Origin of the sequence: Limnobaculum xujianqingii (genome assembly GCF_013394855.1) — a bacterium.
GTDB lineage: Bacteria > Pseudomonadota > Gammaproteobacteria > Enterobacterales > Enterobacteriaceae > Limnobaculum > Limnobaculum xujianqingii.
Map to the genome: position 1 here is coordinate 2,003,691 of NZ_JABMLK010000001.1, position 24,489 is coordinate 2,028,179.

Sequence of the window (24,489 nt, forward strand, 5' to 3'; positions counted from 1 at the left end):
GCGCATTGGAAGGTGATATATGACAAATAAAGTTTACATCATTGCCGCCCAACGTGCGGCAATCGGCAGCTTCTGCGGAACCTTATCCTCATTACCGGCTAGTGATATCGCTGCGCAAGTAATGCAAAAGACGCTGGAAAAATCAGGTGTCAAACCTGAATGGCTGGACGAAGTGATTGTCGGTAATGTGTTGAGTGCCGGTCAGGGGCAAGGCCCGGGCCGTCAGGCAGCATTAAAAGCTGGCGTACCGGATTCCGTTCCTGCCTACACGCTAAATATGCTGTGCGGCAGCGGTATGAAAACCATTATGGATGCAGCCTCCCATATCAAAGCGGGCGATGCCGATCTGGTGATGGCTGCTGGTATGGAGAATATGTCTTCTGCCCCATTCCTGATGCCGGGAAAAATACGTAACGGCGTGAAGATGGGCAATATGACGCTGGAAGACTCCATGCTGATTGATGGCCTGATGGACGCTATGAATCAGATCCATATGGGCGTTACCGCTGAAAATATCGCTGAAAAGCATCATATCAGCCGTCAGGAGCAAGATAACTTTGCTCTGGCCAGCCAGCAAAAAGCCGGTGCAGCTCAGGAACAAGGTAAATTTCGCGATGAAATTGTTCCGGTGATGGTTCCCGGACGTAAAGGGCCGGTTACTTTTGATACTGATGAGTATATTAAGCCTTTTACTACCCTCGCCGACATGGAAAAGCTGCGTATTGCCTTTAAAAAAGAGGGTGGTACTGTTACCGCAGCCAATGCTTCCGGCCTGAATGACAGTGCTTGTGCGCTGATTGTTGCCAGTGAAAAGGCCGTAGAAAAGTATGGTCTGAAACCCATTGCTGAGATTGTCTCCTATGCACAAGCTGGTGTTGATCCTAAGGTAATGGGTCTTGGCCCGGTACCGGCAATTAGCAAAGCGCTAAAAAATGCCGGTATGCGCCTGCAGGATATGGAGCTGATTGAGCTGAATGAAGCCTTTGCTGCTCAGTCACTGGGGGTTTTACGCGAGTTATCACAAGAACATGGCTGTAGCGTAGAATCGATCTTACCTCATACTAACGTGAACGGTGGCGCTATTGCTCTTGGTCACCCGCTGGGTGCCAGTGGCGGCCGTATTACCGTTTCACTGATTCACGAAATGAAGCGTCGCCATAATCAGTATGGTCTGGCTTCATTGTGTATTGGTGGCGGTATGGGTGTAGCTATTGTGATTAAGAATCTCTGATTTTGTTGGTTGAAACCTCATCTCAGGTTTTTGGGGGGTGAGGTTTCTGTCGGTCTATTTAAAGCTCAATGGATATCCCGACCGTAAATACTATGCTGCTATATCATCTGAGTGCTCGGTCGGAAGGGCCATATACTTAGCTTCAGTGCGGGTTGGGCCTAGCCGGGTTAGGGGCACTTCGTTGGCTTACGCCAAGTCGACCCCAACACCCGTCTCTCCCAACGGTTAGATTTTTGATCTTAACCATCAATCAAATCTTTTCCCGTATTACAGTTCAAAAATCTTATTTCCTTTTTCCTGTAATTAATACTCATACCTATCCTCCCATTTTGTGAGCGCTCAGAGCGACCTGCGCGATAAGGGATCGTAAAATATACTTTTGGTATTGATATCCCGTTAACCAATAAACCATTTTTACTACCAGCCAGCGTAGATTGTTCCAAACCTGCTGTTTTGCTTCAAACAACGTGGCGAATATAACAACAATGAAAAACTATAAAGTAGGAGTATCGTCATGCTGGATAAAATTATCTTCTTCTGTGCCGTGGTTAAATCAGGTTCATTAAGTAAAGCGGCAGAAGAGTTTAATATTTCAGTTTCGGCAGCCAGCCGCTGGGTTGCTGAGCTGGAAAAAGAGATGGGAGTAAGTCTGTTAAAACGCTCCACTCGTCGGGTATCCCCTTCTCAAACCGGTATGCATCTTTATGAAAAGTTTGAACCACTGGCGCGAGACGCCCGAGAGATGATTGAAGAGGTCATGAGTACCGGGAATGACTATATTGGCCTGATTCGCATTGCGTCCACCCCGCTGTTTGCCACCGAGCATTTAGTAGACATTATCTCCAGCTTCTTAATTGAGTATCCTAAAATTAAGGTGAAGCTGTTTATCAATCCATTTCCGGTTAATCTGGTGGATGAAGTCGATTTCTCTATTCGAGCCCAGGCCAGCTATAAGGGCAAAATCGATCATGACTCTTCGGACGTGCGTAAACGTTTAGTCAGTGAACCTCTGGTCACTGTCGCCTCATCACTCTATTTAAGCCAACACGCTGCGCCACAAAGCCCGGATGATTTAGCCGACCATCGTTGCCTGTATTCCAAGAGTCTGGTGGGTGGTAATAAATGGCAATTCTTCCTTAATGGTAAAGTCAGTATCTACAACATCCCTAACTTCTTTGAGTGCGATAACTCAGAGATTCTCAAACGATTGGCCCTTAACCATGCAGGTATTGCTTATCTACCTAAATCCTTAGTGGAAGAGGATCTTCGTCAGGGGCATCTGGTCAGTATTCTGGAAAATTATATGGCCAGCACTTTTGATATCAACCTGTACTACAAACGACGGGAACACTACCCCGCCAGGCTATCACTCTTTAAGGATTATCTAATTAATAACCTTGAAAAACGTCTGATGGAAAAGAAAAAATAATAACAATAAGCACAGCCTCTGAATAAAAGAGGCTGTGTTTTATCATTTAGTGCTGACAAATAAGACCATCTTAATAAATAACCATTTTGGCAAAGTAATAAATGCTAATTTTAATCAATTAGAGTTATCGTTATTAATATTTAAAATAATAAAACAGGATTTATATATTTTAAATTTATATATAGAAAAACCCCTTCTGATATTACTATCAGAAGGGGCTTATTATTTCTTTTATTACAGAAAATTATTACGCCAAATGGGCTTCAATAAACCATACGAACTTATCCAGATCGCGGGAAGCAGCAGTCAGCATATCCGCTACGTCTTCATCTTCTGCTTCAGTAATTGCTTTACGCATTTCATTAGCCACTACCGCATAACGGTCGGCCAGTGCAGTCAGATGGTCTTTAACGGTGTAGATATCCGTTGGATAAGCCTTCAGGGTAGTTGCTACCGCTACAGCCTGTAAAGTACCCATTGCAGTGCAACCAAACTGAACTACACGCTCTGCGAAAGTATCCTGATGGTCCAGCAGCACATCACGGAAACCGTCAATCATTTCATGAGCGCTGATGAAGTTAGCACCCTTCATATTCCAATGGGCTTGTTTAGTAATTAGCGCTAAATCGGCCAGTTGAGCAACCATATGATTTAAGGTTTTAATTGAAGATAATTTTACACTTTCTTCGATATCAAGGCGTGTGAAAGCTAATTTTGACTCTTTTGCTTTTAATGATTTAACTGTACTCATTGTCCGTGTCCTCATTGTCTTTTAACATTGGAGTGCCTAATTAATATATAAGTAGTATAGCACTCTGAGAGGATATTGCAGATAGAATGTGCCTATTATAGACATAGGCTATTGTCATAAAAGAAAATAAATATCATTGATTGAATAAGGTTGATAATCATTATTATATACGACCAATTCTCATTTAATAAAGTAATTATAATAAAAATATTGCTGATATATAAATAATACCTGTTTAACCCAATACAACCTCTACCCGATCCGCACTAATGACGTCATATTTCGTCGACACATATGCTGAAATACCCTAAATAGCCTCCTGTTCTAAATTTATGCCTTATCTTTCAGTTGATTAAAAAACCATCAACTATGGCATAAAAAATGCTTGCTTATCATTGCCATGGTTTCACTTTCGACAGTAGAAACCCGCGCCAAAATCCATTTCAGCGCTAATAACTTAACACCCAAAATGTGCAGATAGCTAAGTAACGAAAAGAGAGAGTCAATACGCAAATACTCGCTATCTACGGTTAATGTAAATATCGATAACTAAGAGAGTACACATTATGGATAATCCCCATGCCAACGGCGTTAGTTGCTTTTCCGCCCCGGAGATGGCCAAAATTGCAGAAAATGCCGGTATCTATAAAACCAGTAAACCGCTGAGTCAGGTTTATATCTCCGCTATTCTTGCTGGTTTATTTATCTCTATCGCTTTTGTCTTCTATATTACCGCTATAACCGGAACTGCCAGTGCCCCATACGGGTGGGCGAAATTCCTGGGCGGTGTCTGTTTTTCATTAGGGTTAATGCTAGTGGTTGCCTGCGGCGTTGATTTGTTCACTTCGACTATTTTAACCAGCGTCGCCAAAGCCAGTGGAAAAATTAGCTTACGCCAGATGGTCGCCAACTGGGTTCATGTCTATATCGGTAATTTTTTTGGTGCCCTGTTTCTGGTGGCTATCATCTGGTTTGCTGGTCAACACACCGCGGCTAATGGGCAATGGGGATTGAACGTGCTGAATACTGCACAATATAAACTGCACCATAGTTTTACTCAGGCAATTTTTCTTGGCCTGATGGCCAATCTGATGGTCTGTCTGGCGGTATGGATGAGTTATGCCGATAAAAGTTTGATGGATAAAATGTTTATCCTGATCCTGCCTATCGCTATGTTTGTCGCCAGCGGTTTCGAGCACAGTATTGCTAATATGTTTATGATCCCGATGGGAATTGCGATTAAAAACTTTGCCGCACCTGAATTCTGGCTTGCTATTGGTATTTCGGCAGAGCAATTTTCCGATCTGACGCTAACTAACTTTTTACTGAAGAATCTGTTGCCGGTAACCATTGGCAACATTCTGGGCGGCCTGATTGTTGGTCTGCCGTTTTGGTTTATGTATCTGAGAAAAGACACCATTGATAAAGCGCCGAACAATGCCAATGTGATGCCTTTAGAACAAAAAACTAATCGTCCTCCGCCATCGTCACCCAAGTCTAAAGCTGCCTGAGTACATAAAAAACGGGCCACGCAGTATTATTACGTGGCCCGATAAATTAAATATAACCGCTAAGATTACTCGGCTTCTTTACCGTATTTTGGCGAACGAGGGCCATAGAGAATACCGCTTGGTCTACCGGCAGACAGTAAACGCGCGCTGGTAACCCCGGCAATGTCATAACTTTTATCTGATAATGTATGGCTAATTTGGGTAATAGCCGCTTGTAGCAACATACCCAGAATACCATTGTTACCCGAATCGCCTTCCGCCGAAGAGGCGGTAGCAGAACCACTCCATAACTGTTGACCGGTTTTCAGATCCACCAGTTTGCCATTTACGGTTACCCGCGACTCGCTGGTAATCACTTTATAAGAAGTACCGTAATCGGTAACTTCCAGATAAAGTACCGCATCAGCTGCAAAAATTTCCCTCAACTTGGTAGCACTCACCCCCTGAATATCATGGGCATTCGTCATACCATTTTGTTTGAAAACTTCTTCAACTAACGCTACCGGAAAAACATAGTATCCCGACTCAGCCAGCGGCAAAGTAACCTGAGATAAAACACCATGACTGGCATTCACTTCCGGCGATGAGTTTTGAGGCAGCAGCACTAAAATGCTTTTCGGCTGGCTTTGCCGGAAGGCTGAATAATCATAATCAACCGGTTTAGCACAACCAGCCAATAACAAAGTAGCGACTAACCCCACCAGTGCAATTAAATGTCTCATTTCTTGCCTCCCTTCAACTTCTTCTGCAGAAATTCCATAAAGGGTGCGGATTCAGGAAACAGCACCTTTTCTGCTTCAAATTCACTTCCGGCAAGCTCAGGATGTCCGGTATTGCTATAAAGCATGCCTAAATGAGCATGCAGCCCTGGAGGAACCGGGAGATCTTTAGCTTTCGCCTTTTCAATCCCCTCTTTCAGAGCCGCTATCTGCTCTTCGGGTCCGGTTTCGAGTTTATAATATTGATAAACCGTATCCTGATAATTATCCCAACTATAGATGGGTTTTGGCGCGTTCATACAGCCGCCCAGCACACCAGCTATCAGTAGCAACCCTGCTTTGTATCCTAATTTCATTGAGGCTATTCCATCTAGTTATTGTGCTGGTTTCCAGGAGCCATTTTCGATACCGCTGACCAGATTATTAACCGCTTCGCGAATAGCCAAATCCAATACTTTGCCATTCAGCGTTGAGTCATAGCTTGCGGTACCACCAAATCCAATCACTTCACGGTTAGACAGTTCGTATTCACCTGCGCCCTGTACCGAGTAAACCACTTCTGAAGTGCGTACATTGACGATATTCAGGTTAACTTTAGCGTAAGCAATCTGGGTTTTGCCTCTGCCCAAAATACCAAACAGTTGACGATCGCCAACCTCTTTACGACCAAATTCAGTTACATCGCCAGTAACCACATAATCAGCACCTTTTAACTGCTGACTTTTTCCGGCCATTTTTGCTTCGCTCTTAATCTCTTCCATATTGGCGCGGTCTAACACATTAAAGCGCCCGGTTTGCTGCAGGTGAGTCATAAGAATCGTTTTAGACTGATTTCCCAGACGATCGACACCATCAGAGAATACGCCATTCATATAGTTGGAGCGGTTATCAAACTTACCTACAGAAATCGGGCTACGTGCCCCCTGATAATTGGTGTTGTAAGAAGCTACTTTTGCTACTTCCACACTACGAGAGGACTCTGTAGCACATCCGCCCAGCAACACCATGGCACTAACGCCTATCCCTAACGCTATTTTTTTCATCATGGTCTAAATGATCCTTTATTTATAAAAAACAGGTGACGCACTCCCCGGCAATGCACAGATATACGCATTACGGTTACATTTCGACAATAAAAAGTGGGAGGTGTTCACTTAACACCTCTGGAACCTGATTATCATAATTGATTTACATTAAAAATATATGAAAATTTATAATAAATACATGAAATTAGTTTTAATGCACTGACAACAAAATATTAAAAAAGGGAGCCTTGGCTCCCTTTTTTGCATCGCTTTGGTTATTTCACCGGGCGCATCGCCGGGAACAAAATAACATCACGGATAGTATGGCTATTGGTTAACAGCATTACCATACGATCAATACCAATACCTAAACCAGCCGTTGGCGGTAAGCCATGCTCCAGTGCAGTAACATAATCTTCATCGTAGAACATCGCTTCGTCATCACCGGCATCTTTCTGACTAACCTGATCGGCAAAACGCTGCGCCTGATCTTCTGCATCATTCAGCTCAGAGAAGCCATTACCGATTTCACGGCCGCCGATAAAGAACTCAAAGCGATCGGTAATAAACGGATTATCATCATTACGACGGGCTAATGGTGATACTTCAGCCGGATATTCAGTGATAAAGGTTGGTTGAATCAGGTGGCTTTCAGCGGTTTCTTCAAAAATTTCACACTGAACGCGGCCTAAACCCCAGCTCTTCTCAACTTTGATACCTAAAGATTCAGCAATGGCTTTCGCTTTATCCATATCATCTAAATCGGCAACGTTGGTTTCCGGACGATAGTGACAAATGGCCTCTTTCATGGTCATTTTGGTAAATGGCTTACCAAAATCAAAGGTTTGATCGCCATATTCCACCGTGCTGGTGCCTAATACTTCCTGAGTCAGGGTGCGGAACAGATCTTCAGTCAGCATGATTAAGTCTTTATAATCGGCATAGGCCATATACAGCTCAATCATGGTGAATTCAGGGTTATGACGTGGAGAAACACCTTCATTACGGAAGTTACGGTTAATTTCGAACACCCGCTCAAAACCACCAACCACCAAACGTTTCAGATACAGCTCCGGCGCAATACGCAGATACATATCGATATCCAGCGCATTGTGATGGGTAATAAATGGACGCGCAGTAGCACCACCAGGAATGACCTGCATCATTGGCGTTTCTACTTCCATAAAGTCACGTTTCACCATGAAATTACGAATAGTGGCCATAATTTTAGAACGAATCACAAAAGTACGACGAGAATCGTCATTGGTGATCAGATCTAAATAACGCTGACGATAACGCGTTTCCTGATCCGCCAGACCATGGAATTTATCCGGCAGCGGACGTAACGCTTTGGTCAACAGGCGAACTTCATGACAGTGAACCGATAACTCACCGGTTTTAGTCTTAAACAGTTTACCGCGGGCAGAGATAATATCTCCCAGATCCCACTTCTTAAACTGTTCGTTGTAAGTACCTTCCGGCAGATCGTCACGAGAAACATAAATCTGAATGCGGCCACCTACATCCTGCAATGTTGCGAACGAGGCTTTACCCATAATGCGGCGGGTCATCATACGACCAGCAATCGCAACTTCCAGACCTAATGCTTCCAGCTCTTCATTTTCTTTGTCGTCATATTCTGCGTGTAGCTTGTCAGATGTGACATCACGACGGAAATCATTCGGAAACGGATTTCCCTGTTCACGCAGGGCAGCTAACTTCTCACGGCGAGCCTGTAGCTCATTATTTAATTCCGCAATAGATTGCGCTGCATCATGCTCTTGAGGTTGCTCAGACATTTCTGTTCTATCCTTTTTTATAGCCCAGCTTTTAAGCTTGCTTCAATAAATCTGTCCAGGTCGCCATCTAATACGGCCTGAGTATTACGGGTTTCAACGCCGGTACGTAAATCTTTGATGCGTGAATCATCCAGTACATAAGAACGAATCTGGCTACCCCATCCGATATCCGATTTGTTATCTTCCATTACCTGCTTATCCGCATTTTTCTTTTGCATCTCATACTCATACAACTTAGCTTTCAGCTGTCGCATGGCCTGATCTTTATTCTTATGCTGAGAGCGGTCATTCTGGCACTGCACCACAATATTGGTCGGCATATGGGTAATGCGTACCGCAGATTCGGTTTTGTTAACGTGCTGACCACCGGCACCGGAAGCGCGGTATACGTCAATGCGTAAATCCGCCGGGTTGATATCAATATCAATGTCATCGTCCACTTCCGGATAGACGAAAGCAGAACTGAATGAGGTATGACGACGGCCACCGGAGTCAAACGGGCTCTTACGCACTAAACGATGAACGCCGGTTTCGGTGCGCAGCCAGCCATAAGCATAATCACCAATAACTTTAATGGTGGCTGATTTAGTACCTGCCACATCACCATCAGACTCTTCAATCATTTCGGTTTTGAAGCCTTTGGCTTCAGCCCAGCGCAGGTACATCCGTACCAGCATGCTGGCCCAGTCCTGGGCTTCAGTACCGCCAGAACCAGCCTGAATATCAATATAACAATCGGCGCTGTCATATTCGCCGGAGAACATACGGCGGAACTCTAACTGGGCTAATTTATCTTCCAGCAAATTGACTTCTTCAATCGTCTCATTAAAAGTGTCTTCGTCATCCGCTTCTACTGCCAGTTCCAGCAGCCCGGTGACATCTTCAACACCCTGCTCAATTTGATCGATTGTTTCTACGATAGCTTCAAGGGAAGAACGTTCTTTACCCAGTGCCTGAGCGCGCTCTGGCTCATTCCAGACATCAGGTTGTTCTAGTTCTGCATTGACCTCTTCCAGACGTTCCTTCTTGGCATCATAGTCAAAGATACCCCCGAAGAACCGCTGTCCGCTCGGACAGATCCTGGATCTGGTTTTTTACCGGATTAATTTCAAACATGATTTGTACTTACCATTACGTCGTATACGTTGACAGGATTTTTATCATAAACGAGTAATTCTATCGGATCTGAGCTGCGGAATATAGCCGAAACAGGGGCTTTTTATGCATCTTGCTGTTGAATAATGAGTTGAATGTAAGAGGAACGGAAAATACGTAAGAAAAGTTACCGAACAAATTCATGTTCGGTAACCAATTATTATCATTCTCTATTCAAATTAAGCTGATAAATCTCGTACACTACCCGGCTAACGAATATGTCTATTCCAATTTGCTTACCAGAAAGAAGGCATTATGTGGTTTTTCAGATTTCGACAAGCTTTTGTCGCGCTTTTATTGCCCTGGCTATTGGCGGTATTGACTCAAACCGCAGGCAGAACTTATCTGCTATCAGCTTACGGTTCGAACGAAATTCTGGCGGGTTTCGATTCTGATGTAACACGGATGTTTTGGATCGGTGGTCTGTTTGATATTCGGATCGCCAGTCTGCTGTTTATTCCCTGCCTGTTGATTGCCGCCTTGTTGGCGGTAAGTCAGCGCAGCTTTCATTTTTGGCAGCGCTTCTGGCCCTGGCTGGCAACGTTATTAAGCACGCTGGTACTGACGATCACCGTTGGCAATATCTTTTACTATGCCACCTACGATCGGGCGATTGATATCTTTGTCTTTGGGCTGATTGAAGACGATACAGTCGCCGTATTAACCACCATGTGGCAGGACTATCCGGTTATTCGTGGTCTGTTGGGTTTGGGGCTGTTTGCCCTGTTGGTTTTCTGGCTTTATCGTCGCTGGCAGCGTTGGCTGAGTGCTAAACCAGAACATCGCCTTAGTCTGCCAGTCGGTGCGTTAACTACCCTGCTGATTCTGGCTATTGGCTTTGTTGGAATGCGCGGATCTGTGGGTACCTTCCCTCTGCGTCAGTCAGATGCGCAGGTTTCCGAACTCAAAATGTTAAATATGCTAACGCCTAACGGGTTGATGGCTCTCAATTGGGCGTTTAAAGCTCACAGCGAGAATAACCATTTTGCCGAGGCCTCTGACCAACAAGGGCAGGAACTGTTGAGTCGTTTTCTGGATAAACCAACCCCAGCCGGACTGGCACCATTTATGGCCAAAACCGACGTTAATTCAGTGGCGAAACAAACTCCGCCTAATGTGGTTTTCGCCGTAATGGAGAGCATGGGCTATTACCTTGAAAGTTACGATCGTCCGGATCGCGATCTGTTTGGTGCGTTAAAACAGCATTGGGTCAGCGACTGGCGTTTTGAACGTTTTATCTCGGAAGGTGATGGTACTATCGATAGCTTAAGCCGCTTTTTTGTCCGTAGTCCGATGAGCGGTATTACGCAGTCCAGCGCTCAATCCCTCGATTTTGCCAGTAATATGTTTAAGCCCTGGTTGGCTAATGGCTATAAGGTGGTTTTCGTTACTTCCGGTAATGGCTCATGGCGGAACCTTAACCAGTTTCTTTCTCATCTTGGGGTTAGCGAATTCATGGAGCAAAACGGCCTGAAAAAACGCTATCCCGAAGCGCAGTTAGGAACCTGGGGTGTGCCGGATGAATTTATGTTCCGCTACATTGAAGAGCGGCTGGCAGAAGCAGATAAAAAAGGTGAGCATGTGCTGATTATGTCCATGTCCACCACTCATCATCCTCCTTATAAAACACCGGATGGCTACCAGAAAACCCAAATCGTACTGAATGATGCAGAAAAGCAGCGCCTGAGCAATCTGGCAACCGGTGAGACTCTTGACGAAGTGATGCAGACCCTGCGTTACACCAACGATCAACTGGGGCAGTTTATCAGTTGGGTGAAATCACAGCCGTTAGGCGCCCGTACCATTATCGCCGCCACCGGCGACCATAATATTCGCGGGATTGGTTATCCTGATACCCGTGAGCGAGTGCTGGGGCACGGAGTACCGTTCTATCTGTATGTTCCACAGGCCTATCGTCAACAGAGTTATTTCGATGCTGCTCGTGTTGGTAGCCACAAGGATATCTGGCCAACTCTGTATCAATTGAGCCTGTCGGATACGCCATACTATAAAACTGGCTGCAATCTGCTGGCAGAACATCTGGATGATACCTGGTGTCAGGGTTACAACCCGGAAGCGATTATTACTCTGCAGGGCGCTTATCTTTTGACGGACAAAGGTGAATATCAGCCATGGGCTTCCGATAAAGGTCTGCTGTTGGGAGAACCTCAAGCTATGACTCCGGAACAACAGAAGCAGTTTAACCGCTGGAGTGGGTTTACTGATTTGTTGTTGTGGCAGTTGAACAGGCAGGTACATAAGCAGCAGTAGTTGGGAGAGTTGGTTAGATCGGTATGGTGAGTGATGTGGTGTATTGAGATAGAACAAATTTGGTAAATTGGCATTCATAAATATTCCGGCCGTAAATGCATTATTGCGTATATTGGTATAGTGCTCGGCCGGAAGACCATTTGTACTTGGCTCTGGAGTGCGTCGGGCCTACCTTTCCTAGGGCGCTCCGGCAGCTAAAGCTGCTACGACCCCAACGGACAACGCTTGCGTTGCCCCGAAGGGCAGGCGCTAGCCTGTAAAGCTCTCCCTCCGATTGGCTATTTATAATAGTAGATACTTAACTATCAAAGTTTCTCATCAATTTGGTCTATCACTGGCCAGAAATTAATTGACCCGCTGTTTTGGATTGACTATGGTGTATATACACCATAGTCAATAACGGGGTTTATATCATGCAAATAGCACTTCCTCAGGATCCCTGTTTATGTATCCGTATGCGTCGGGCGGCACAAAGAATGACCGACTATTATGACAAAACGCTGTTACCCAGTGGTATTAGTGTTAATCAGTACTCACTGCTGATTAATATCGCTCGCCTTGGGGAATGTGGTACGGGTGAGCTGGCGGAAAAAGTTGGATTGGAGAAAAGCACTCTGGTACGTACGTTAAAACCGCTGCTTACCGCAGAACTAATTGCCGATGCTTCTGCTGATGAAAGCCGTAAACGTCGTCTTAGCCTGACCTCAAAAGGTGAGTACACACTACAAAAAGCTATTCCTCTGTGGCAGCAGGCTCAAAGCAAATTTAAGCAACAGCTCGGCGAAGAGTATGAAAGCCTGATGGGCTTTTTCAATACCGCCAATACGCTATAACGTGACTAATTACCTGACGATAAAAGGAATATCCATTGAGTAATCACGATAATACCAGGCCTTCAGGATTGAGCGATTCCCCTTCTCGTTCGCCCAACATGTGGCTACCTATTATTCTGGCCAGTATTATCCTGATGGTTACCATGGGGATTCGCCAGACGGTCGGGTTGTTTGTTCATCCGATTATTGAAACTACTGCCATGAGCATCGCTGAAGTCAGTATGGCGCTGGCTATTGGTCAACTGATGTGGGGAGCTTTTCAGCCACTGTTTGGTGCCTGGGCTGATAAAAAGGGTGCTCTCCCTGTGTTGATTGTAGGCGCGGTGCTGATAGCCATGGGGCAAATAGGGACCTTATGGGCCTCTTCGTTTGTTCCACTGACTTTAGCTCAGGGGCTTTTTAGCCCGGCAGGCGCAGCAGCCGGGAGTTTTTCGGTGTTAATTGGTATTGTTGCCAGTCGTTTGCCAACGGATAAAGGCTCAGTAGCCAGCGGTCTTATTAACGCCGGTGGTTCCATGGGGCAATTCATTTTTGCACCGCTGGTTCAGGCGCTGGTGAGTCTGCGCGGTATGTCATCTGGTTTGCTCTTTCTGGCGTGTTCTGCGCTGGTTACTATCATTCCTTCATGGTTGCTTTGCCGAAATGGAAAAATAGCCAAACCTCACCATTCTGCCGTTCCGGTACAAAATCCTCAGGTCGAAATTGGGCTAAAGCAGCAGATCAAAGCGGCATTTCGCAACCCCAGTTATTTGCTATTGCACGCTGGATTTCTCACCTGCGGTTTTCATGTCGCCTTTCTTACCACCCACTTACCGGGAGAGGTTAGCCTGTGCGGGCATGATGCTTCGGTCTCTGCTGTGAGCTTGTCTCTTATTGGTTTGTGTAATATTGCGGGTAGTATCTTTGCCGGAATTCTGGGTAAGCGCTTTCAGATGAAATATATTCTGGCAGTGCTGTATGCCTCACGCGCGTTGATGATAGCCATTTATCTGATGTCACCTAAAACAGAGCTGACATTCTACATTTTTGCTGCCGCTACGGGTCTCACCTGGCTGGCGACGGTTCCGCCGACTGCGGGTATTGTCGGTAAACTATTTGGTACACGTTATCTGGCAACCTTATTTGGGTTTACGCTGTTTACCCATCAGATTGGTGCTTTTTTTGGGGCCTGGCTGGGTGGGCTGGCAATGCAGTATGAAGGCAATCTGTTGTGGGTATGGTATGCCGATATTGCGTTGGCGTTGCTGGCAGCGGTGGTTAATTTGCCGATTAAGGAGAGAAGTGAGGTGGTCTCGCTGCGAGCTGCGTCATAATACAAAGTTCTGTGGGTATTCCGGCCGTAACTACTATGAGCGAATATTATTGTGGTGCTCGGCCGGAAGGGCATCTGTACTTGGCATTGGAGTGCGTCGGGCCTAGTCCGCCTAGGGGCGCTCCGGCAGCTAAAGCTGCTACGACCCCAACGGCGGCCTCTCCCTCCGATTGGCTACGCTCCCCAATAAATACTTACTCTCTTAACCAGAGAGTTATCCAAACGCTGTCTTTTTAATTCACTGATTTTTCAGCAATCTGCTCACTATTCCCGTTATCCACTACTGCAATAAACCGTTCCAGCAGTACCATGAGTTCTCCCAGTTTTTCTTCGGAGAAGCTGCTTTCTATTTGGCGGTAGCCTTTTTCAATGTGTTCTTTTGCCTGTTGGTATACCTGGTGGCCTTTATCGGTTAGTGAGACGTAGAGTTTGCGCTGATCGTTGAGGGGTTTAAGGCGGATGATTAAGCCGTCGCGTTCCATGCGCGATAAAATTCCTGTCAGGCTGGGGCGCAGAATGCAGGTTTGTTTTGCCAGAAGGTGAAAATCACAGGAGTGCATTTCTGCCAATACCCGAATGATACGCCACTGCTGCTCCGTCAGATTATATTCATTGAGGATTGGACGGAAAAAACCCATTGCAGCTTCACGCGCTTGCAACAGGGCAATGGTCAGGGACTCGTGCATAAGGTATTTCACTCTCGGTTAAACTTCAGATAACTCACATCAGTATGGCATGTAAAACCAGATATTCACTTCGGTCTGATACGTCCAACTCAGCCTCACCACCATTCTACAGGGTGCTTTTCCAGCCATATTAACCATTTAACCTAATCTCTGCAGTAAAAATTCAATTAAATATTAATGATAAAAATAAGAGCTGAATCGCGCAAACAATTATTAACAAATTATCTTATTGATAATTAAGATTAATATTAATTTATTGTAAATACATTGTTACTTTGATCACAATGTTTAAACGTTTATTTGATCGCCACGAGACATGCGTATAAATAGATATCATTAATATATTAATGATTAACTCAAGTGAGGTAATCGGATGAAAATGATTTGCAACCGAGGATGACGTTCATGAAGAACAATGTGTTTGCAGTAGCCCTGAATCATAAAAGTCAGCTTGCTGTCTGGAGCAGTGCATTTCAGCAGCCGCCCTATCAGGCGCTGCCTAAAACGCCGGTATGGTTTATTAAACCGCACAACACCCAAATTGGACCTCTGGCTCCTATCCCTTATCCATCGGGTGAACCAGAAGTGCTGAGTGGTGCCACGCTGGCAGTAGTGATTGGTAAAACAGCACGCAAAGTTCCGGTTGGAGAAGCCTTGGCCTATATCGCCGGTTATGCGCTGGCTAACGACATTAGTCTGCCGGAAACCAGTTTCTATCGCCCGGCTATTAAAGCCAAATGTTGCGATGGCTTCTGCCCGATTGGCGAAACCGTTGCGGGTATCAATCCTGAGCAATTAACTATTTTCACTGAAGTTAACGGCAACGAAGTTGACCGTTGGAATACCGCTGACCTCCTGCGTTCCGCCAGTGAACTGGTTGCTGCTCTGAGTGATTTCGCCACGTTGCAACCGGGAGACAAAATTCTGATTGGTACCCCTCATCAACGCGCCAGGATTCATCCCGGAGACCGGGTTACCGTTCGTGCCGAAGGAATGCCTGATTTAACCAATATCGTGATGCAACAAGGAGCTGCTGTATGAGACACGCCCGTATTCAATATCAGAACCAGCCTTATCAGGTCACGATCGACGATCAACAGCGAGCGATACTGGCAGACGGTACTCAGCTTGCAGCAGGCAGCTTTGAATGGCTACCGCCGGCAGATGGCACCCTGTTTGCATTAGGTCTGAACTATGCAGACCACGCTGCCGAGCTGGAGTTTAAAGCGCCGGAAGAGCCGCTGATCTTTATTAAGGCCTCCAATACGTTGACTGGCCACCAGCAGGTGAGCGTTCGCCCTGATAACGTTGATTACATGCATTACGAATCGGAACTGGTGGTGGTGATAGGTAAAACCGCCCGCAATGTCAGCCGTGAGCAAGCCATGGAATATGTAGGTGGTTACACGGTATGTAATGACTATGCCATCCGCGATTATCTGGAGAATTACTACCGCCCTAATCTGCGAGTGAAAAGCCGCGATACCCTGACGCCTATTGGCCCATGGATTGTGGACAAAGAAGACGTTGCCGATCCGCATAACCTGACGCTCACCACTCACGTCAATGGCGAACTGCGCCAGAAAGGATCTACCAAAGATCTGATTTTCGACATTCCTTTTCTGATCGCTTACCTGAGCCAGTTTATGACACTACAGCCAGGGGACATGATCGCGACCGGTACGCCAAAAGGCCTCTCTGATGTCGTGCCCGGTGATGAAGTGATTGTTGAAGTAGAAGGCGTAGGACGCCTGAGCAACCGGATTGTAAGTGAAACTGAATATGAGGAAACCCTGTCATGCAAATGATTAACCACTGGATTAATGGCAAAAGTGTTTCAAGTAAAGAGACCTTCCAAACCCTGAACCCGGCCACCGGAGAAGTGTTAGCCGACGTTGCTTCCGGCGGAGAAGCAGAAATTCATCAGGCGGTTGAAGCAGCCAAAATTGCTTTCCCTAAATGGGCTAATCTGCCAATGAAAGAGCGCGCTCGCCTGATGCGTCGCCTGGGTGATTTGATTGCTGAAAACGTACCTGAAATTGCACAAATGGAAACTGCGGATACCGGTTTGCCACTGCATCAAACACAAAATGTGCTGATCCCTCGGGCATCCCACAATTTCGAATTCTTTGCCGAAGTTTGTCAGCGCATGGACGGTCGAACCTATCCGGTAGATGACAAGATGCTCAACTATACCCTGGTTCAGCCAGTTGGGGTTTGTGCACTGGTTTCCCCGTGGAACGTGCCTTTTATGACCGCCACCTGGAAAGTCGCTCCTTGCCTGGCGCTGGGCAATACCGCGGTATTAAAAATGTCCGAGCTGTCGCCGCTTACCGCCAACTTCCTCGGTGAACTGGCGCTGGAAGCCGGAATTCCTGCCGGTGTACTGAACGTGGTTCAGGGCTATGGCGCTACCGCTGGTGATGCGCTGGTTCGCCATCACGATGTTCGTTCCATCTCCTTTACCGGTGGCACCATGACCGGACGCAAAATTATGGAAAGTGCCGGTCTGAAAAAATACTCCATGGAACTGGGCGGTAAATCACCGGTGCTGGTTTTTGAAGATGCGGATATCGAACGGGCACTGGATGCCGCGCTGTTTACCATTTTCTCTATCAATGGTGAACGCTGTACCGCGGGCTCGCGCATCTTTGTTCAACGCAGCATCTATCCGGAGTTTGTAAAGCGCTTTGCCGAGCGTGCTAACCGCCTGAAAGTAGGCGATCCACAGGATATGACTACTCAGCTAGGCTCGCTGATCAGCCAACAGCACTGGGATAAGGTCTCCGGTTATATCCGCCTGGGTATTGAAGAAGGGGCAACCCTGCTGGCCGGTGGACCGGATAAACCAACCGATCTTCCGGAGCACCTGCGCGATGGACACTTCCTGCGCCCTACCGTACTGGCAGATGTGGATAACAGAATGCGCGTAGCGCAAGAAGAGATCTTCGGACCGGTTGCCTGCCTGATTCCATTCGACAGCGAAGAAGATGGCCTGCGCATGGCTAATGACGTGGAGTATGGACTGGCTTCCTATATCTGGACGCAAGATGTCAGCAAGATACTACGCCTGTCACGCAGCATTGAAGCGGGCATGGTATTCGTCAACACCCAGAACGTACGTGACCTGCGCCAGCCATTCGGCGGCATCAAAGCATCAGGTACCGGACGCGAAGGCGGAGAGTACAGTTTTGAAGTGTTTGCTGAAATGAAGAACGTCTGTATCTCGTTCGGCGATCATCACATCCCGCGTTGGGGTGTTTAAGGGGAATCTCCCTGGCAATTGTTATTACTAAGCGTAACTCGTACCGGAGCCTGAGTGCTCCCTGTCATCGACCATTATTGTGATGCCCCATCGCGGGCATCAAGTGAGGAACATATGGGTAAGTTAGCGTTAGCAGCCAAAACAACACACGTCCCCTCGATGTATTTATCAGAATTACCGGGGAAAAATTATGGGTGCCGTCAGGCAGCCATCGGTGGCCATAAAGAGATCGGCAAACGCTGCCGTGAACTGGGAGTCGACACCATTATCGTGTTTGATACCCACTGGCTGGTCAACAGCGCCTATCACATCAACTGTACAAAAAGCTTCAAGGGCGTTTATACCAGTAACGAACTGCCACACTTTATCCGCGATATCACCTTCGATTACGACGGTAACCCGGAACTGGGCCAAATGATTGCCGATGAAGCCCGTAAACTGGGGGTTCGCGCTCAGGCACACGATATTCCAAGTCTGAATCTGGAGTACGGCACTCTGGTTCCTATGCGCTATATGAACGAAGACAAGCATTTCAAAGTGATCTCCATTTCTGCGTTCTGTACCGTTCATGACTTTGAAGACAGCCGCCGTATGGGAGAAGCCATTCTTAACGCGATTAAGAAGTATGACGGTACCGTTGCAGTACTGGCCAGCGGCTCCCTCTCTCACCGTTTCATTGATGACCGCCGTGCCGAAGAAGGCATGCACAGCTATACCCGTGAATTCGATCGTCAAATGGATGAACGCGTAGTCAAGCTGTGGAAAGAGGGTCGTTTCAAAGAGTTCTGCGCCATGCTGCCGGAATACGCCCAATACTGCTTTGGCGAAGGCAACATGCACGACACCGTCATGCTGCTGGGTCTGTTGGGTTGGGATAAATATGACGGCAAAGTGGAGTTTGTCACCGACTTGTTTCCTAGCTCCGGCACCGGACAGGTTAATGCCATCTTCCCACTGCCAGATGATATCAATTCCCGGGCTGCTGCCTGATCCCATCATCTTTCTGAAACCGGAGGCGATATGCCACATTTTTATGCTGAATGTACGGACAACATACGTGATTCTGCTCAGTTACCTGCGCTGTTCGCCAAGGTTAACCAACATTTGGCCGCAACAGGGATATTCCCTCTGGCGGGTATCCGCAGCCGTGCTATCTGGTTAGACACCTGGCAGATGGCTGATGGTGCCCACGACTACGCCTTTGTGCATATGACATTAAAAATCGGACACGGGCGTAGTGCAGAAAGCCGCAAACAGGTAGCTGAATCCCTGTTTGCGTTAATTAAACAGCATTTCTCCTCTTTAATGGCGGAACGTTATCTCGCTATCTCATTTGAGATGGTCGAGCTCGACGCTGAACTTAACTTTAAGCAGAATAACGTTCACGCCCTTTTTAACGGGGGTGCAGCATGATGTTGCCAGAAGTGATTTATCGTCAGGCATTTATTAACGGGCAGTGGTGTGATGCGCAGGATAAATCCACCTATCCGGTAAATAACCCGGCTAACGGAGAAGTGATTGCTCACGTCAGTAATCTCGGTGAAGCCGAAACGCTGGAAGCCATCGATGCCGCCCGTCAGGCGCTGCCTGCATGGCAAAAACTGACGGCTAAACAGCGTAGTCAGTACCTGCAAACCTGGTATCAACTGATTGTTGAACAACAGGAACCTCTGGCGAGGTTACTCAGCCTTGAACAGGGAAAGCCGCTGGCAGAATCCCGGGGCGAGATTCTGTATGGCGCCAGCTTTATCGAATGGTTTGCCGAAGAGGGTAAACGAACCTACGGGGAGACCATTCCATCGCCTCTGCCTGGCCGTCGGATTACCACCATTAAACAACCGATCGGCGTAGTAGCGGCCATTACTCCATGGAACTTCCCTAACGCCATGATTACCCGCAAAGTTGCTCCGGCGCTGGCGGCGGGCTGTACCGTGGTATTAAAACCAGCACCGGAAACCCCGTTGTCCGCTTTAATTCTGGCGGCTCTGGCTCAAAAGGCCGGTATTCCTGACGGCGTATTTAACGTGGTAACCGGCACTGATGCAGTCGCCATCGGCAGAGCACTGACTCAAAGCCCGGTGGTACGCAAACTCTCGTTCACCGGTTCCACCCATGTTGGCAAATTATTAATGGCCCAGTGCGCCAGCACAGTGAAAAAAATGTCGCTGGAGCTGGGAGGCAACGCCCCATTTATCGTATTCGACGATGCGAATCTGGACGCTGCCGTTACCGGCGCACTAACCGCCAAATTTCGCAATAGCGGTCAAACCTGTGTCTGTGCCAACCGCCTGTTGGTTCAGGACTCAGTGTATGACGCCTTTAGCCAAAAACTGGCTAAAGCAGTTGCCACATTACAAGCCGGCCCCGCGCTGGAAGGCGAATTCCAGCAGGGTCCGCTTATCAACGCCGCTGCCGTGGCCAAAGTTCAATCCCATATTGACGATGCCAAACAGCATGGCGCCCAGGTTCTTACTGGCGGTCAACCGTACCTTCAAGACGGGTTCTTCTTCCAACCAACGGTATTGACCGGGGTGACTGAGAACATGCTGATCGCCAATGAGGAGACCTTTGGCCCGGTAGCGCCGTTAATTCGTTTCCATACCGAAGAACAGGCTATTCAGTTAGCAAACCAGACCGAATCGGGTTTAGCGGCTTACTTCTACTCGCGGGATATTGGCCGAATCGTCCGTGTAGCAGAAGCACTGGAGTGCGGCATGGTAGGAATTAACGAAGGTGCAATTTCCAATGAATCGGCCCCTTTTGGCGGCATTAAACAGTCAGGCCTGGGGCGCGAAGGCTCCCGGCACGGCATTGAAGACTATATGGAGATTAAATATCTCTGTTTTGGCAGCCTGGATTGAAGTGAGAAATCAATATGTTAAATCAAGACACTATTATGCGCATGGCTCAGCAACTCAACCAGGCGGAAAAAGACAGACAGCAGATCCAACAGATTTCGCTGCAAAATCCGGATATCACGCTGGAAGATGCCTACGCCATTCAGCGCACCTGGGTACAGCTTAAAATCGAAGAAGGTCGTGAGATGAAAGGTCACAAGATTGGCCTGACATCAAAAGCTATGCAGTACAGCTCACAAATCAGCGAGCCGGACTACGGCACTTTGCTGGACGATATGTTCTTCGACGATGGCAGCGATATTCCGACAGACCGCTTTATCGTGCCGCGTATTGAAGTTGAGCTGGCTTTCATTCTGGCTAAACCGCTGACTGGTCCGAACTGCACCATTTTCGATGTGTATAACGCCACCGACTACATCATTCCGGCACTGGAGATTATCGATGCGCGCTGCCACAACATCGATCCGGAAACTCAGCGCCCTCGCAAGGTGTTTGACACCATCTCCGATAACGCAGCCAACGCAGGTGTAGTGATGGGTGGCCGCCCCATTAAACCTGATGCTCTGGATCTTCGCTGGATCAGCGCCCTGCTATACCGCAACGGCGTAATTGAAGAGTCTGGCGTAGCTGCCGCAGTGCTAAACCATCCGGCTAACGGCGTAGCCTGGCTGGCAAACAAGCTCCACCCTTATGGCGTTCAACTGGAAGCCGGACAGGTGATCCTTGGCGGATCCTTCACCCGCCCGGTACCTGCCCGCCCGGGAGACACCTTCCATGTGGATTACGGTTCAATGGGCGCTATCAGCTGCCGGTTTGTTTAAGGAGAACATCATGGAAATGCCAATTAACCATTTTAAACGCGCACTGGCAGAAAAAAGACCGCAAATCGGTCTATGGCTCGGCCTGTGCAGCCCATACAGTGCAGAGTTACTGGCGGGTGCCGGATTTGACTGGTTGCTGATTGATGGCGAACACGCCCCTAACGATCTGCAAACCATTTTAAACCAGCTACAGGCGGTTGCGCCTTACGCCTCCCAACCGGTAGTTCGCCCGCCGTGGAACGATCCGGTAAGAGTGAAACAGCTGCTGGATATCGGCGCACAAACCCTGCTGCTACCAATGGTACAAAGCGCAGAAGAGGCCCAGTTAGCCGTTCAGTCTACCCGCTATCCACCGAATGGCATCCGTGGTGTTGGTAGCGCTCTGGCCAGAGCCTCGCGCTGGAACCGCATCCCTGACTACCTGCAAAAAGCCGACAGTGAAATGTGCGTACTGGTACAAATTGAAACCCGTCGTGGGTTAGTCAACTTGCCTGACATACTTCAGGTTGAAGGCATCGACGGAGTATTTATCGGCCCTGCGGACCTCTCCGCCGACATGGGACTACCCGGTCAGCCAAACCATCCGGAAGTCCAACAGGCCATTGAACACGCCATCGGCCAAATTATCGCCGCCGGAAAAGCCCCCGGCATCCTGATGGCCGACCAAAAAATGGCCCGCCACTACCTGTCACTGGGAGCCCTGTTCGTCGCCGTCGGCGTCGACACCACCCTACTCAGCAAAGCCGCCGAATCACTGGCAAAACAGTTCCAACAAACCGCTGAACAGACAGCAACACCGGAAACAAACAGTACCAGTAGTGTTTATTAGAGAGTAGGTGAACAACAAGTAAAGCCATCCTTCGATATTGCTAATAAAACTAATCAAAAAGGGAAATTTATCCCCTTGGTTTTATTAATAAAGCTAATCGGAGGGAGAGGGTGCCGTGGGGGTCGACTTGGCGTAAGCCAACGAAGTGCCCGTAGGCAGCCTAGGCCCGACGCTCACAGAAGCTAAGTACATAGGATCTTCCGGCCGGGCACAAAGGCAATATGAGCACATCAGCCTTTACGGCCGGAATATCCACCAAAGCTAATAACCACCACCACACAAACTGAGAAGCCTATGAACAATACAGAATCGCTACATCAAAATACAGGTGGCAGCTCAACCTCACCGGATATGCAGCACACCACCCATACACCACAGCAACAGGCGGTAATCAAAAAGCTATTCCGCCGCGTGATCATCTTCCTGTTTGTGCTGTTCGTGTTCTCATTTCTGGACCGGATTAATATCGGCTTCGCCGGATTAACCATGGGTAAAGATCTGGGGCTTTCCTCCACCATGTTTGGCCTTGCCGCCACCCTGTTCTATGCCACCTATGTTATCTTCGGCATACCCAGCAACATCATGCTCGGTATCGTCGGAGCCCGGCGCTGGATAGCCACCATCATGGTGCTATGGGGACTGGCCTCTACCGCCACCATGTTCGCCACCGGCCCCACCAGCCTGTACATCCTACGTATGCTGGTAGGTATTACCGAGGCAGGCTTTCTGCCGGGGATCCTGGTCTATCTGACCTACTGGTTCCCGGCATTTTTCCGCGCCAGAGCCAACGCACTGTTTATGATTGCCATGCCCGTCACCATGGCCTTCGGCTCACTGGCCTCCGGCTACATTCTATCCTTAGATGGTATGATGAACCTTAAAGGCTGGCAGTGGTTATTCCTGCTGGAAGGCTTCCCATCCGTACTGTTAGGTATTGTGGTTTGGTTCTATCTGGACGACACCCCACAAAAAGCCAAATGGTTAACCGATGAAGACAAAAAATGCCTGCATGACATGATGGAATCAGACCGCCTGACCTTAGTTCAACCGGAAGGCCCCTCCAGCTATGGCGCAATGCAACAAAAAAGCCTGTGGCGTGAAGTGCTTTCTCCGGTGGTTCTAATGTACACCCTGGCCTACTTCTGCCTGACCAATACTCTGAGCGCCATCAATATCTGGACGCCACAGATTATGCAGAGCTTCAATCAGGGCAGCAGCAACATCATGATTGGTATTCTGACCGCCATCCCTCAATTCTGTACTGTCGCTGGGATGATTTGGTGGAGCCGGCGTTCCGACCGAATGCAGGAACGAAAAGTCCACACCGTACTGCCATACATATTTGCTGCCTGCGGTTGGGTGCTGGCGTCATTAACCAACCACTCAATGGTACAACTGCTGGGAATTATTATGGCCTCGGTCGGTTCATTTACCGCAATGGCGATCTTCTGGACCACCCCAGACCAATCCATCAGCCTGCGGGCCAGAGCCGTTGGTATCGCGGTTATCAACGCCACCGGTAATGTTGGATCTGCAGTAAGCCCACTGTTGATCGGCATCCTGAAAGACCAGACCGGCAGCTTCTCCTCCGGACTCTACTTCGTCGCAGGATTGCTGATAGTCGGTGCCATCATCATTTGGTTTATCCCGATGCAACACTCAAGACCAAGGGCAACACCGTAAATTTATTTATAACGCCGCAGAAGTATCAGAATTTAGTTTATTCAAAAGAGACTCTGCGGCTAAGTTGAAACAACTGTACGGCCCCGAAAGAGTGATTGCATCATGAGGTGATGTATCCAATTGATAACAAAGCCTGATAACTCAGTTTTGTACCTTGAAATAGTCAATCGTTGGGAGGGACGGGTGTTGGGGTCGTAGCAGCTTTAGCTGCCGGAGCGCCCCTAACCCGGCCAGGCCCAACGCGCTCCACTGCTGAATACAGACGGTTTACCGACCGTTAACGAGATAAATATAAGCACCATGTTGTTACA

Annotated in this window: 21 protein-coding genes and 1 pseudogene; 15 read left to right on the forward strand and 7 right to left on the reverse strand. The window is 47.8% G+C overall.

The window, feature by feature from the left end:
• Window positions 1-19: 19 nt before the first annotated feature.
• Both GOL65_RS09145 and GOL65_RS09150 read left to right on the forward strand, forming a co-directional pair.
• Window positions 20-1,231: an acetyl-CoA C-acetyltransferase gene (locus tag GOL65_RS09145; protein ID WP_140920932.1), complete on the forward strand. Its 1,212-nt coding sequence runs from the start codon at window positions 20-22 to the stop codon at window positions 1,229-1,231.
• Between the two features lie 514 nt (window positions 1,232-1,745).
• Entirely contained in the window at window positions 1,746-2,660 is a 915-nt protein-coding gene (locus GOL65_RS09150) for a LysR family transcriptional regulator (RefSeq protein ID WP_140920933.1), read from the forward strand.
• 247 nt (window positions 2,661-2,907) lie between these two features.
• Here the strand turns inward: GOL65_RS09150 and dps are convergent, their stop codons facing one another.
• Window positions 2,908-3,411: a DNA starvation/stationary phase protection protein Dps gene (gene dps / locus GOL65_RS09155; RefSeq protein ID WP_179038282.1), complete on the reverse strand. Its 504-nt coding sequence runs from the start codon at window positions 3,409-3,411 to the stop codon at window positions 2,908-2,910.
• Window positions 3,412-3,977: 566 nt separating this feature from the next.
• On the opposite strand from dps, the pseudogene focA reads away from it, so the two are divergent.
• A pseudogene (gene focA / locus GOL65_RS09160) lies at window positions 3,978-4,826 on the forward strand (formate transporter FocA); the annotation flags it as partial.
• A 161-nt stretch (window positions 4,827-4,987) separates the two neighbouring features.
• Here focA and GOL65_RS09165 read toward each other — a convergent pair.
• The 5 genes from GOL65_RS09165 to prfB all read right to left on the reverse strand — a co-directional run bounded on the left by GOL65_RS09165 (window position 4,988) and on the right by prfB (window position 9,581).
• Window positions 4,988-5,644, reverse strand: coding sequence for a DUF799 domain-containing protein (locus tag GOL65_RS09165; protein ID WP_140920936.1), 657 nt, complete (start codon window positions 5,642-5,644; stop codon window positions 4,988-4,990).
• Window positions 5,641-5,997, reverse strand: a complete 357-nt coding sequence (locus GOL65_RS09170) for a DUF4810 domain-containing protein (protein ID WP_140920937.1) — start codon at window positions 5,995-5,997, stop codon at window positions 5,641-5,643. Before GOL65_RS09170 ends, GOL65_RS09165 begins: the two co-directional genes overlap by 4 nt.
• Before the next feature lie 18 nt (window positions 5,998-6,015).
• Window positions 6,016-6,687 carry a CsgG/HfaB family protein gene (locus GOL65_RS09175; protein ID WP_179038283.1) on the reverse strand — a complete coding sequence of 224 codons (672 nt, stop codon included), beginning with the start codon at window positions 6,685-6,687 and terminating at the stop codon, window positions 6,016-6,018.
• Between the two features lie 254 nt (window positions 6,688-6,941).
• On the reverse strand, window positions 6,942-8,465 hold the full coding sequence (gene lysS / locus GOL65_RS09180; protein ID WP_140920938.1) for a lysine--tRNA ligase: 1,524 nt from the start codon (window positions 8,463-8,465) through the stop codon (window positions 6,942-6,944).
• Window positions 8,466-8,482: 17 nt separating this feature from the next.
• Window positions 8,483-9,581, reverse strand: a protein-coding gene (gene prfB / locus GOL65_RS09185) for a peptide chain release factor 2 (RefSeq protein ID WP_140920939.1) whose coding sequence is annotated in 2 segments (ribosomal slippage) — window positions 8,483-9,505 and window positions 9,507-9,581 — 1,098 coding nt in all. Because the reading frame shifts where the segments join, the coding sequence is not laid out codon by codon here.
• A gap of 294 nt (window positions 9,582-9,875) precedes the next feature.
• On the opposite strand from prfB, the gene GOL65_RS09190 reads away from it, so the two are divergent.
• The 3 genes from GOL65_RS09190 (at window position 9,876) to GOL65_RS09200 (ending at window position 14,037) form a co-directional block, all read left to right on the forward strand.
• Window positions 9,876-11,891 carry an LTA synthase family protein gene (locus tag GOL65_RS09190; RefSeq protein WP_140920940.1) on the forward strand — a complete coding sequence of 672 codons (2,016 nt, stop codon included), beginning with the start codon at window positions 9,876-9,878 and terminating at the stop codon, window positions 11,889-11,891.
• Window positions 11,892-12,304: 413 nt separating this feature from the next.
• On the forward strand, window positions 12,305-12,724 hold the full coding sequence (locus GOL65_RS09195; RefSeq protein ID WP_140920941.1) for a MarR family winged helix-turn-helix transcriptional regulator: 420 nt from the start codon (window positions 12,305-12,307) through the stop codon (window positions 12,722-12,724).
• A 35-nt stretch (window positions 12,725-12,759) separates the two neighbouring features.
• Window positions 12,760-14,037 carry an MFS transporter gene (locus GOL65_RS09200; protein ID WP_218652022.1) on the forward strand — a complete coding sequence of 426 codons (1,278 nt, stop codon included), beginning with the start codon at window positions 12,760-12,762 and terminating at the stop codon, window positions 14,035-14,037.
• A 232-nt stretch (window positions 14,038-14,269) separates the two neighbouring features.
• On the opposite strand, the gene hpaR is transcribed toward GOL65_RS09200, so the two are convergent.
• Window positions 14,270-14,722: a homoprotocatechuate degradation operon regulator HpaR gene (gene hpaR, locus GOL65_RS09205; protein ID WP_140920942.1), complete on the reverse strand. Its 453-nt coding sequence runs from the start codon at window positions 14,720-14,722 to the stop codon at window positions 14,270-14,272.
• A gap of 405 nt (window positions 14,723-15,127) precedes the next feature.
• Between hpaR and GOL65_RS09210 the strand changes: the two genes are divergently transcribed.
• The 9 genes from GOL65_RS09210 to hpaX all read left to right on the forward strand — a co-directional run bounded on the left by GOL65_RS09210 (window position 15,128) and on the right by hpaX (window position 24,178).
• Entirely contained in the window at window positions 15,128-15,763 is a 636-nt protein-coding gene (locus GOL65_RS09210) for a fumarylacetoacetate hydrolase family protein (RefSeq protein ID WP_140920943.1), read from the forward strand.
• The gene (locus tag GOL65_RS09215; RefSeq protein WP_140920944.1) at window positions 15,760-16,530 is read left to right on the forward strand and encodes a fumarylacetoacetate hydrolase family protein; all 771 of its coding nucleotides are present in this window, start codon (window positions 15,760-15,762) and stop codon (window positions 16,528-16,530) included. The genes GOL65_RS09210 and GOL65_RS09215 overlap by 4 nt, the downstream gene beginning before the upstream one ends.
• Entirely contained in the window at window positions 16,521-17,987 is a 1,467-nt protein-coding gene (hpaE, locus tag GOL65_RS09220) for a 5-carboxymethyl-2-hydroxymuconate semialdehyde dehydrogenase (protein WP_140920945.1), read from the forward strand. Before GOL65_RS09215 ends, hpaE begins: the two co-directional genes overlap by 10 nt.
• Window positions 17,988-18,101: 114 nt before the next feature.
• Window positions 18,102-18,977, forward strand: coding sequence for a 3,4-dihydroxyphenylacetate 2,3-dioxygenase (gene hpaD / locus GOL65_RS09225; protein ID WP_140920986.1), 876 nt, complete (start codon window positions 18,102-18,104; stop codon window positions 18,975-18,977).
• A 30-nt stretch (window positions 18,978-19,007) separates the two neighbouring features.
• Window positions 19,008-19,400, forward strand: a complete 393-nt coding sequence (locus GOL65_RS09230; protein WP_130590508.1) for a 5-carboxymethyl-2-hydroxymuconate Delta-isomerase — start codon at window positions 19,008-19,010, stop codon at window positions 19,398-19,400.
• Complete coding sequence (locus tag GOL65_RS09235) at window positions 19,397-20,848, forward strand: NAD-dependent succinate-semialdehyde dehydrogenase (RefSeq protein ID WP_140920946.1); 1,452 nt, start codon at window positions 19,397-19,399, stop codon at window positions 20,846-20,848. Before GOL65_RS09230 ends, GOL65_RS09235 begins: the two co-directional genes overlap by 4 nt.
• A gap of 14 nt (window positions 20,849-20,862) precedes the next feature.
• Entirely contained in the window at window positions 20,863-21,666 is an 804-nt protein-coding gene (gene hpaH, locus GOL65_RS09240; RefSeq protein WP_140920947.1) for a 2-oxo-hept-4-ene-1,7-dioate hydratase, read from the forward strand.
• A 10-nt stretch (window positions 21,667-21,676) separates the two neighbouring features.
• Window positions 21,677-22,495 carry a 4-hydroxy-2-oxoheptanedioate aldolase gene (gene hpaI / locus GOL65_RS09245; RefSeq protein ID WP_179038383.1) on the forward strand — a complete coding sequence of 273 codons (819 nt, stop codon included), beginning with the start codon at window positions 21,677-21,679 and terminating at the stop codon, window positions 22,493-22,495.
• A gap of 294 nt (window positions 22,496-22,789) precedes the next feature.
• Entirely contained in the window at window positions 22,790-24,178 is a 1,389-nt protein-coding gene (gene hpaX / locus GOL65_RS09250) for a 4-hydroxyphenylacetate permease (RefSeq protein WP_407657471.1), read from the forward strand.
• Window positions 24,179-24,489 lie beyond the last annotated feature (311 nt).

What these genes read in the sequence shown, in the direction of transcription:
- GOL65_RS09165 (WP_140920936.1), bottom strand. Translation starts at nt 5,644, where the DNA reads ATGAGACATTTAATTGCACTGGTGGGGTTAGTCGCTACTTTGTTATTG.
- hpaX (WP_407657471.1), top strand. Translation starts at nt 22,790, where the DNA reads ATGAACAATACAGAATCGCTACATCAAAATACAGGTGGCAGCTCAACC.
- GOL65_RS09190 (WP_140920940.1), top strand. Translation starts at nt 9,876, where the DNA reads ATGTGGTTTTTCAGATTTCGACAAGCTTTTGTCGCGCTTTTATTGCCC.
- hpaH (WP_140920947.1), top strand. Translation starts at nt 20,863, where the DNA reads ATGTTAAATCAAGACACTATTATGCGCATGGCTCAGCAACTCAACCAG.
- hpaR (WP_140920942.1), bottom strand. Translation starts at nt 14,722, where the DNA reads ATGCACGAGTCCCTGACCATTGCCCTGTTGCAAGCGCGTGAAGCTGCA.
- GOL65_RS09215 (WP_140920944.1), top strand. Translation starts at nt 15,760, where the DNA reads ATGAGACACGCCCGTATTCAATATCAGAACCAGCCTTATCAGGTCACG.
- dps (WP_179038282.1), bottom strand. Translation starts at nt 3,411, where the DNA reads ATGAGTACAGTTAAATCATTAAAAGCAAAAGAGTCAAAATTAGCTTTC.
- GOL65_RS09230 (WP_130590508.1), top strand. Translation starts at nt 19,008, where the DNA reads ATGCCACATTTTTATGCTGAATGTACGGACAACATACGTGATTCTGCT.
- GOL65_RS09235 (WP_140920946.1), top strand. Translation starts at nt 19,397, where the DNA reads ATGATGTTGCCAGAAGTGATTTATCGTCAGGCATTTATTAACGGGCAG.
- GOL65_RS09175 (WP_179038283.1), bottom strand. Translation starts at nt 6,687, where the DNA reads ATGATGAAAAAAATAGCGTTAGGGATAGGCGTTAGTGCCATGGTGTTG.
- GOL65_RS09150 (WP_140920933.1), top strand. Translation starts at nt 1,746, where the DNA reads ATGCTGGATAAAATTATCTTCTTCTGTGCCGTGGTTAAATCAGGTTCA.
- GOL65_RS09170 (WP_140920937.1), bottom strand. Translation starts at nt 5,997, where the DNA reads ATGAAATTAGGATACAAAGCAGGGTTGCTACTGATAGCTGGTGTGCTG.
- hpaE (WP_140920945.1), top strand. Translation starts at nt 16,521, where the DNA reads ATGCAAATGATTAACCACTGGATTAATGGCAAAAGTGTTTCAAGTAAA.
- GOL65_RS09145 (WP_140920932.1), top strand. Translation starts at nt 20, where the DNA reads ATGACAAATAAAGTTTACATCATTGCCGCCCAACGTGCGGCAATCGGC.
- GOL65_RS09195 (WP_140920941.1), top strand. Translation starts at nt 12,305, where the DNA reads ATGCAAATAGCACTTCCTCAGGATCCCTGTTTATGTATCCGTATGCGT.
- hpaI (WP_179038383.1), top strand. Translation starts at nt 21,677, where the DNA reads ATGGAAATGCCAATTAACCATTTTAAACGCGCACTGGCAGAAAAAAGA.
- GOL65_RS09210 (WP_140920943.1), top strand. Translation starts at nt 15,128, where the DNA reads ATGAAGAACAATGTGTTTGCAGTAGCCCTGAATCATAAAAGTCAGCTT.
- lysS (WP_140920938.1), bottom strand. Translation starts at nt 8,465, where the DNA reads ATGTCTGAGCAACCTCAAGAGCATGATGCAGCGCAATCTATTGCGGAA.
- hpaD (WP_140920986.1), top strand. Translation starts at nt 18,102, where the DNA reads ATGGGTAAGTTAGCGTTAGCAGCCAAAACAACACACGTCCCCTCGATG.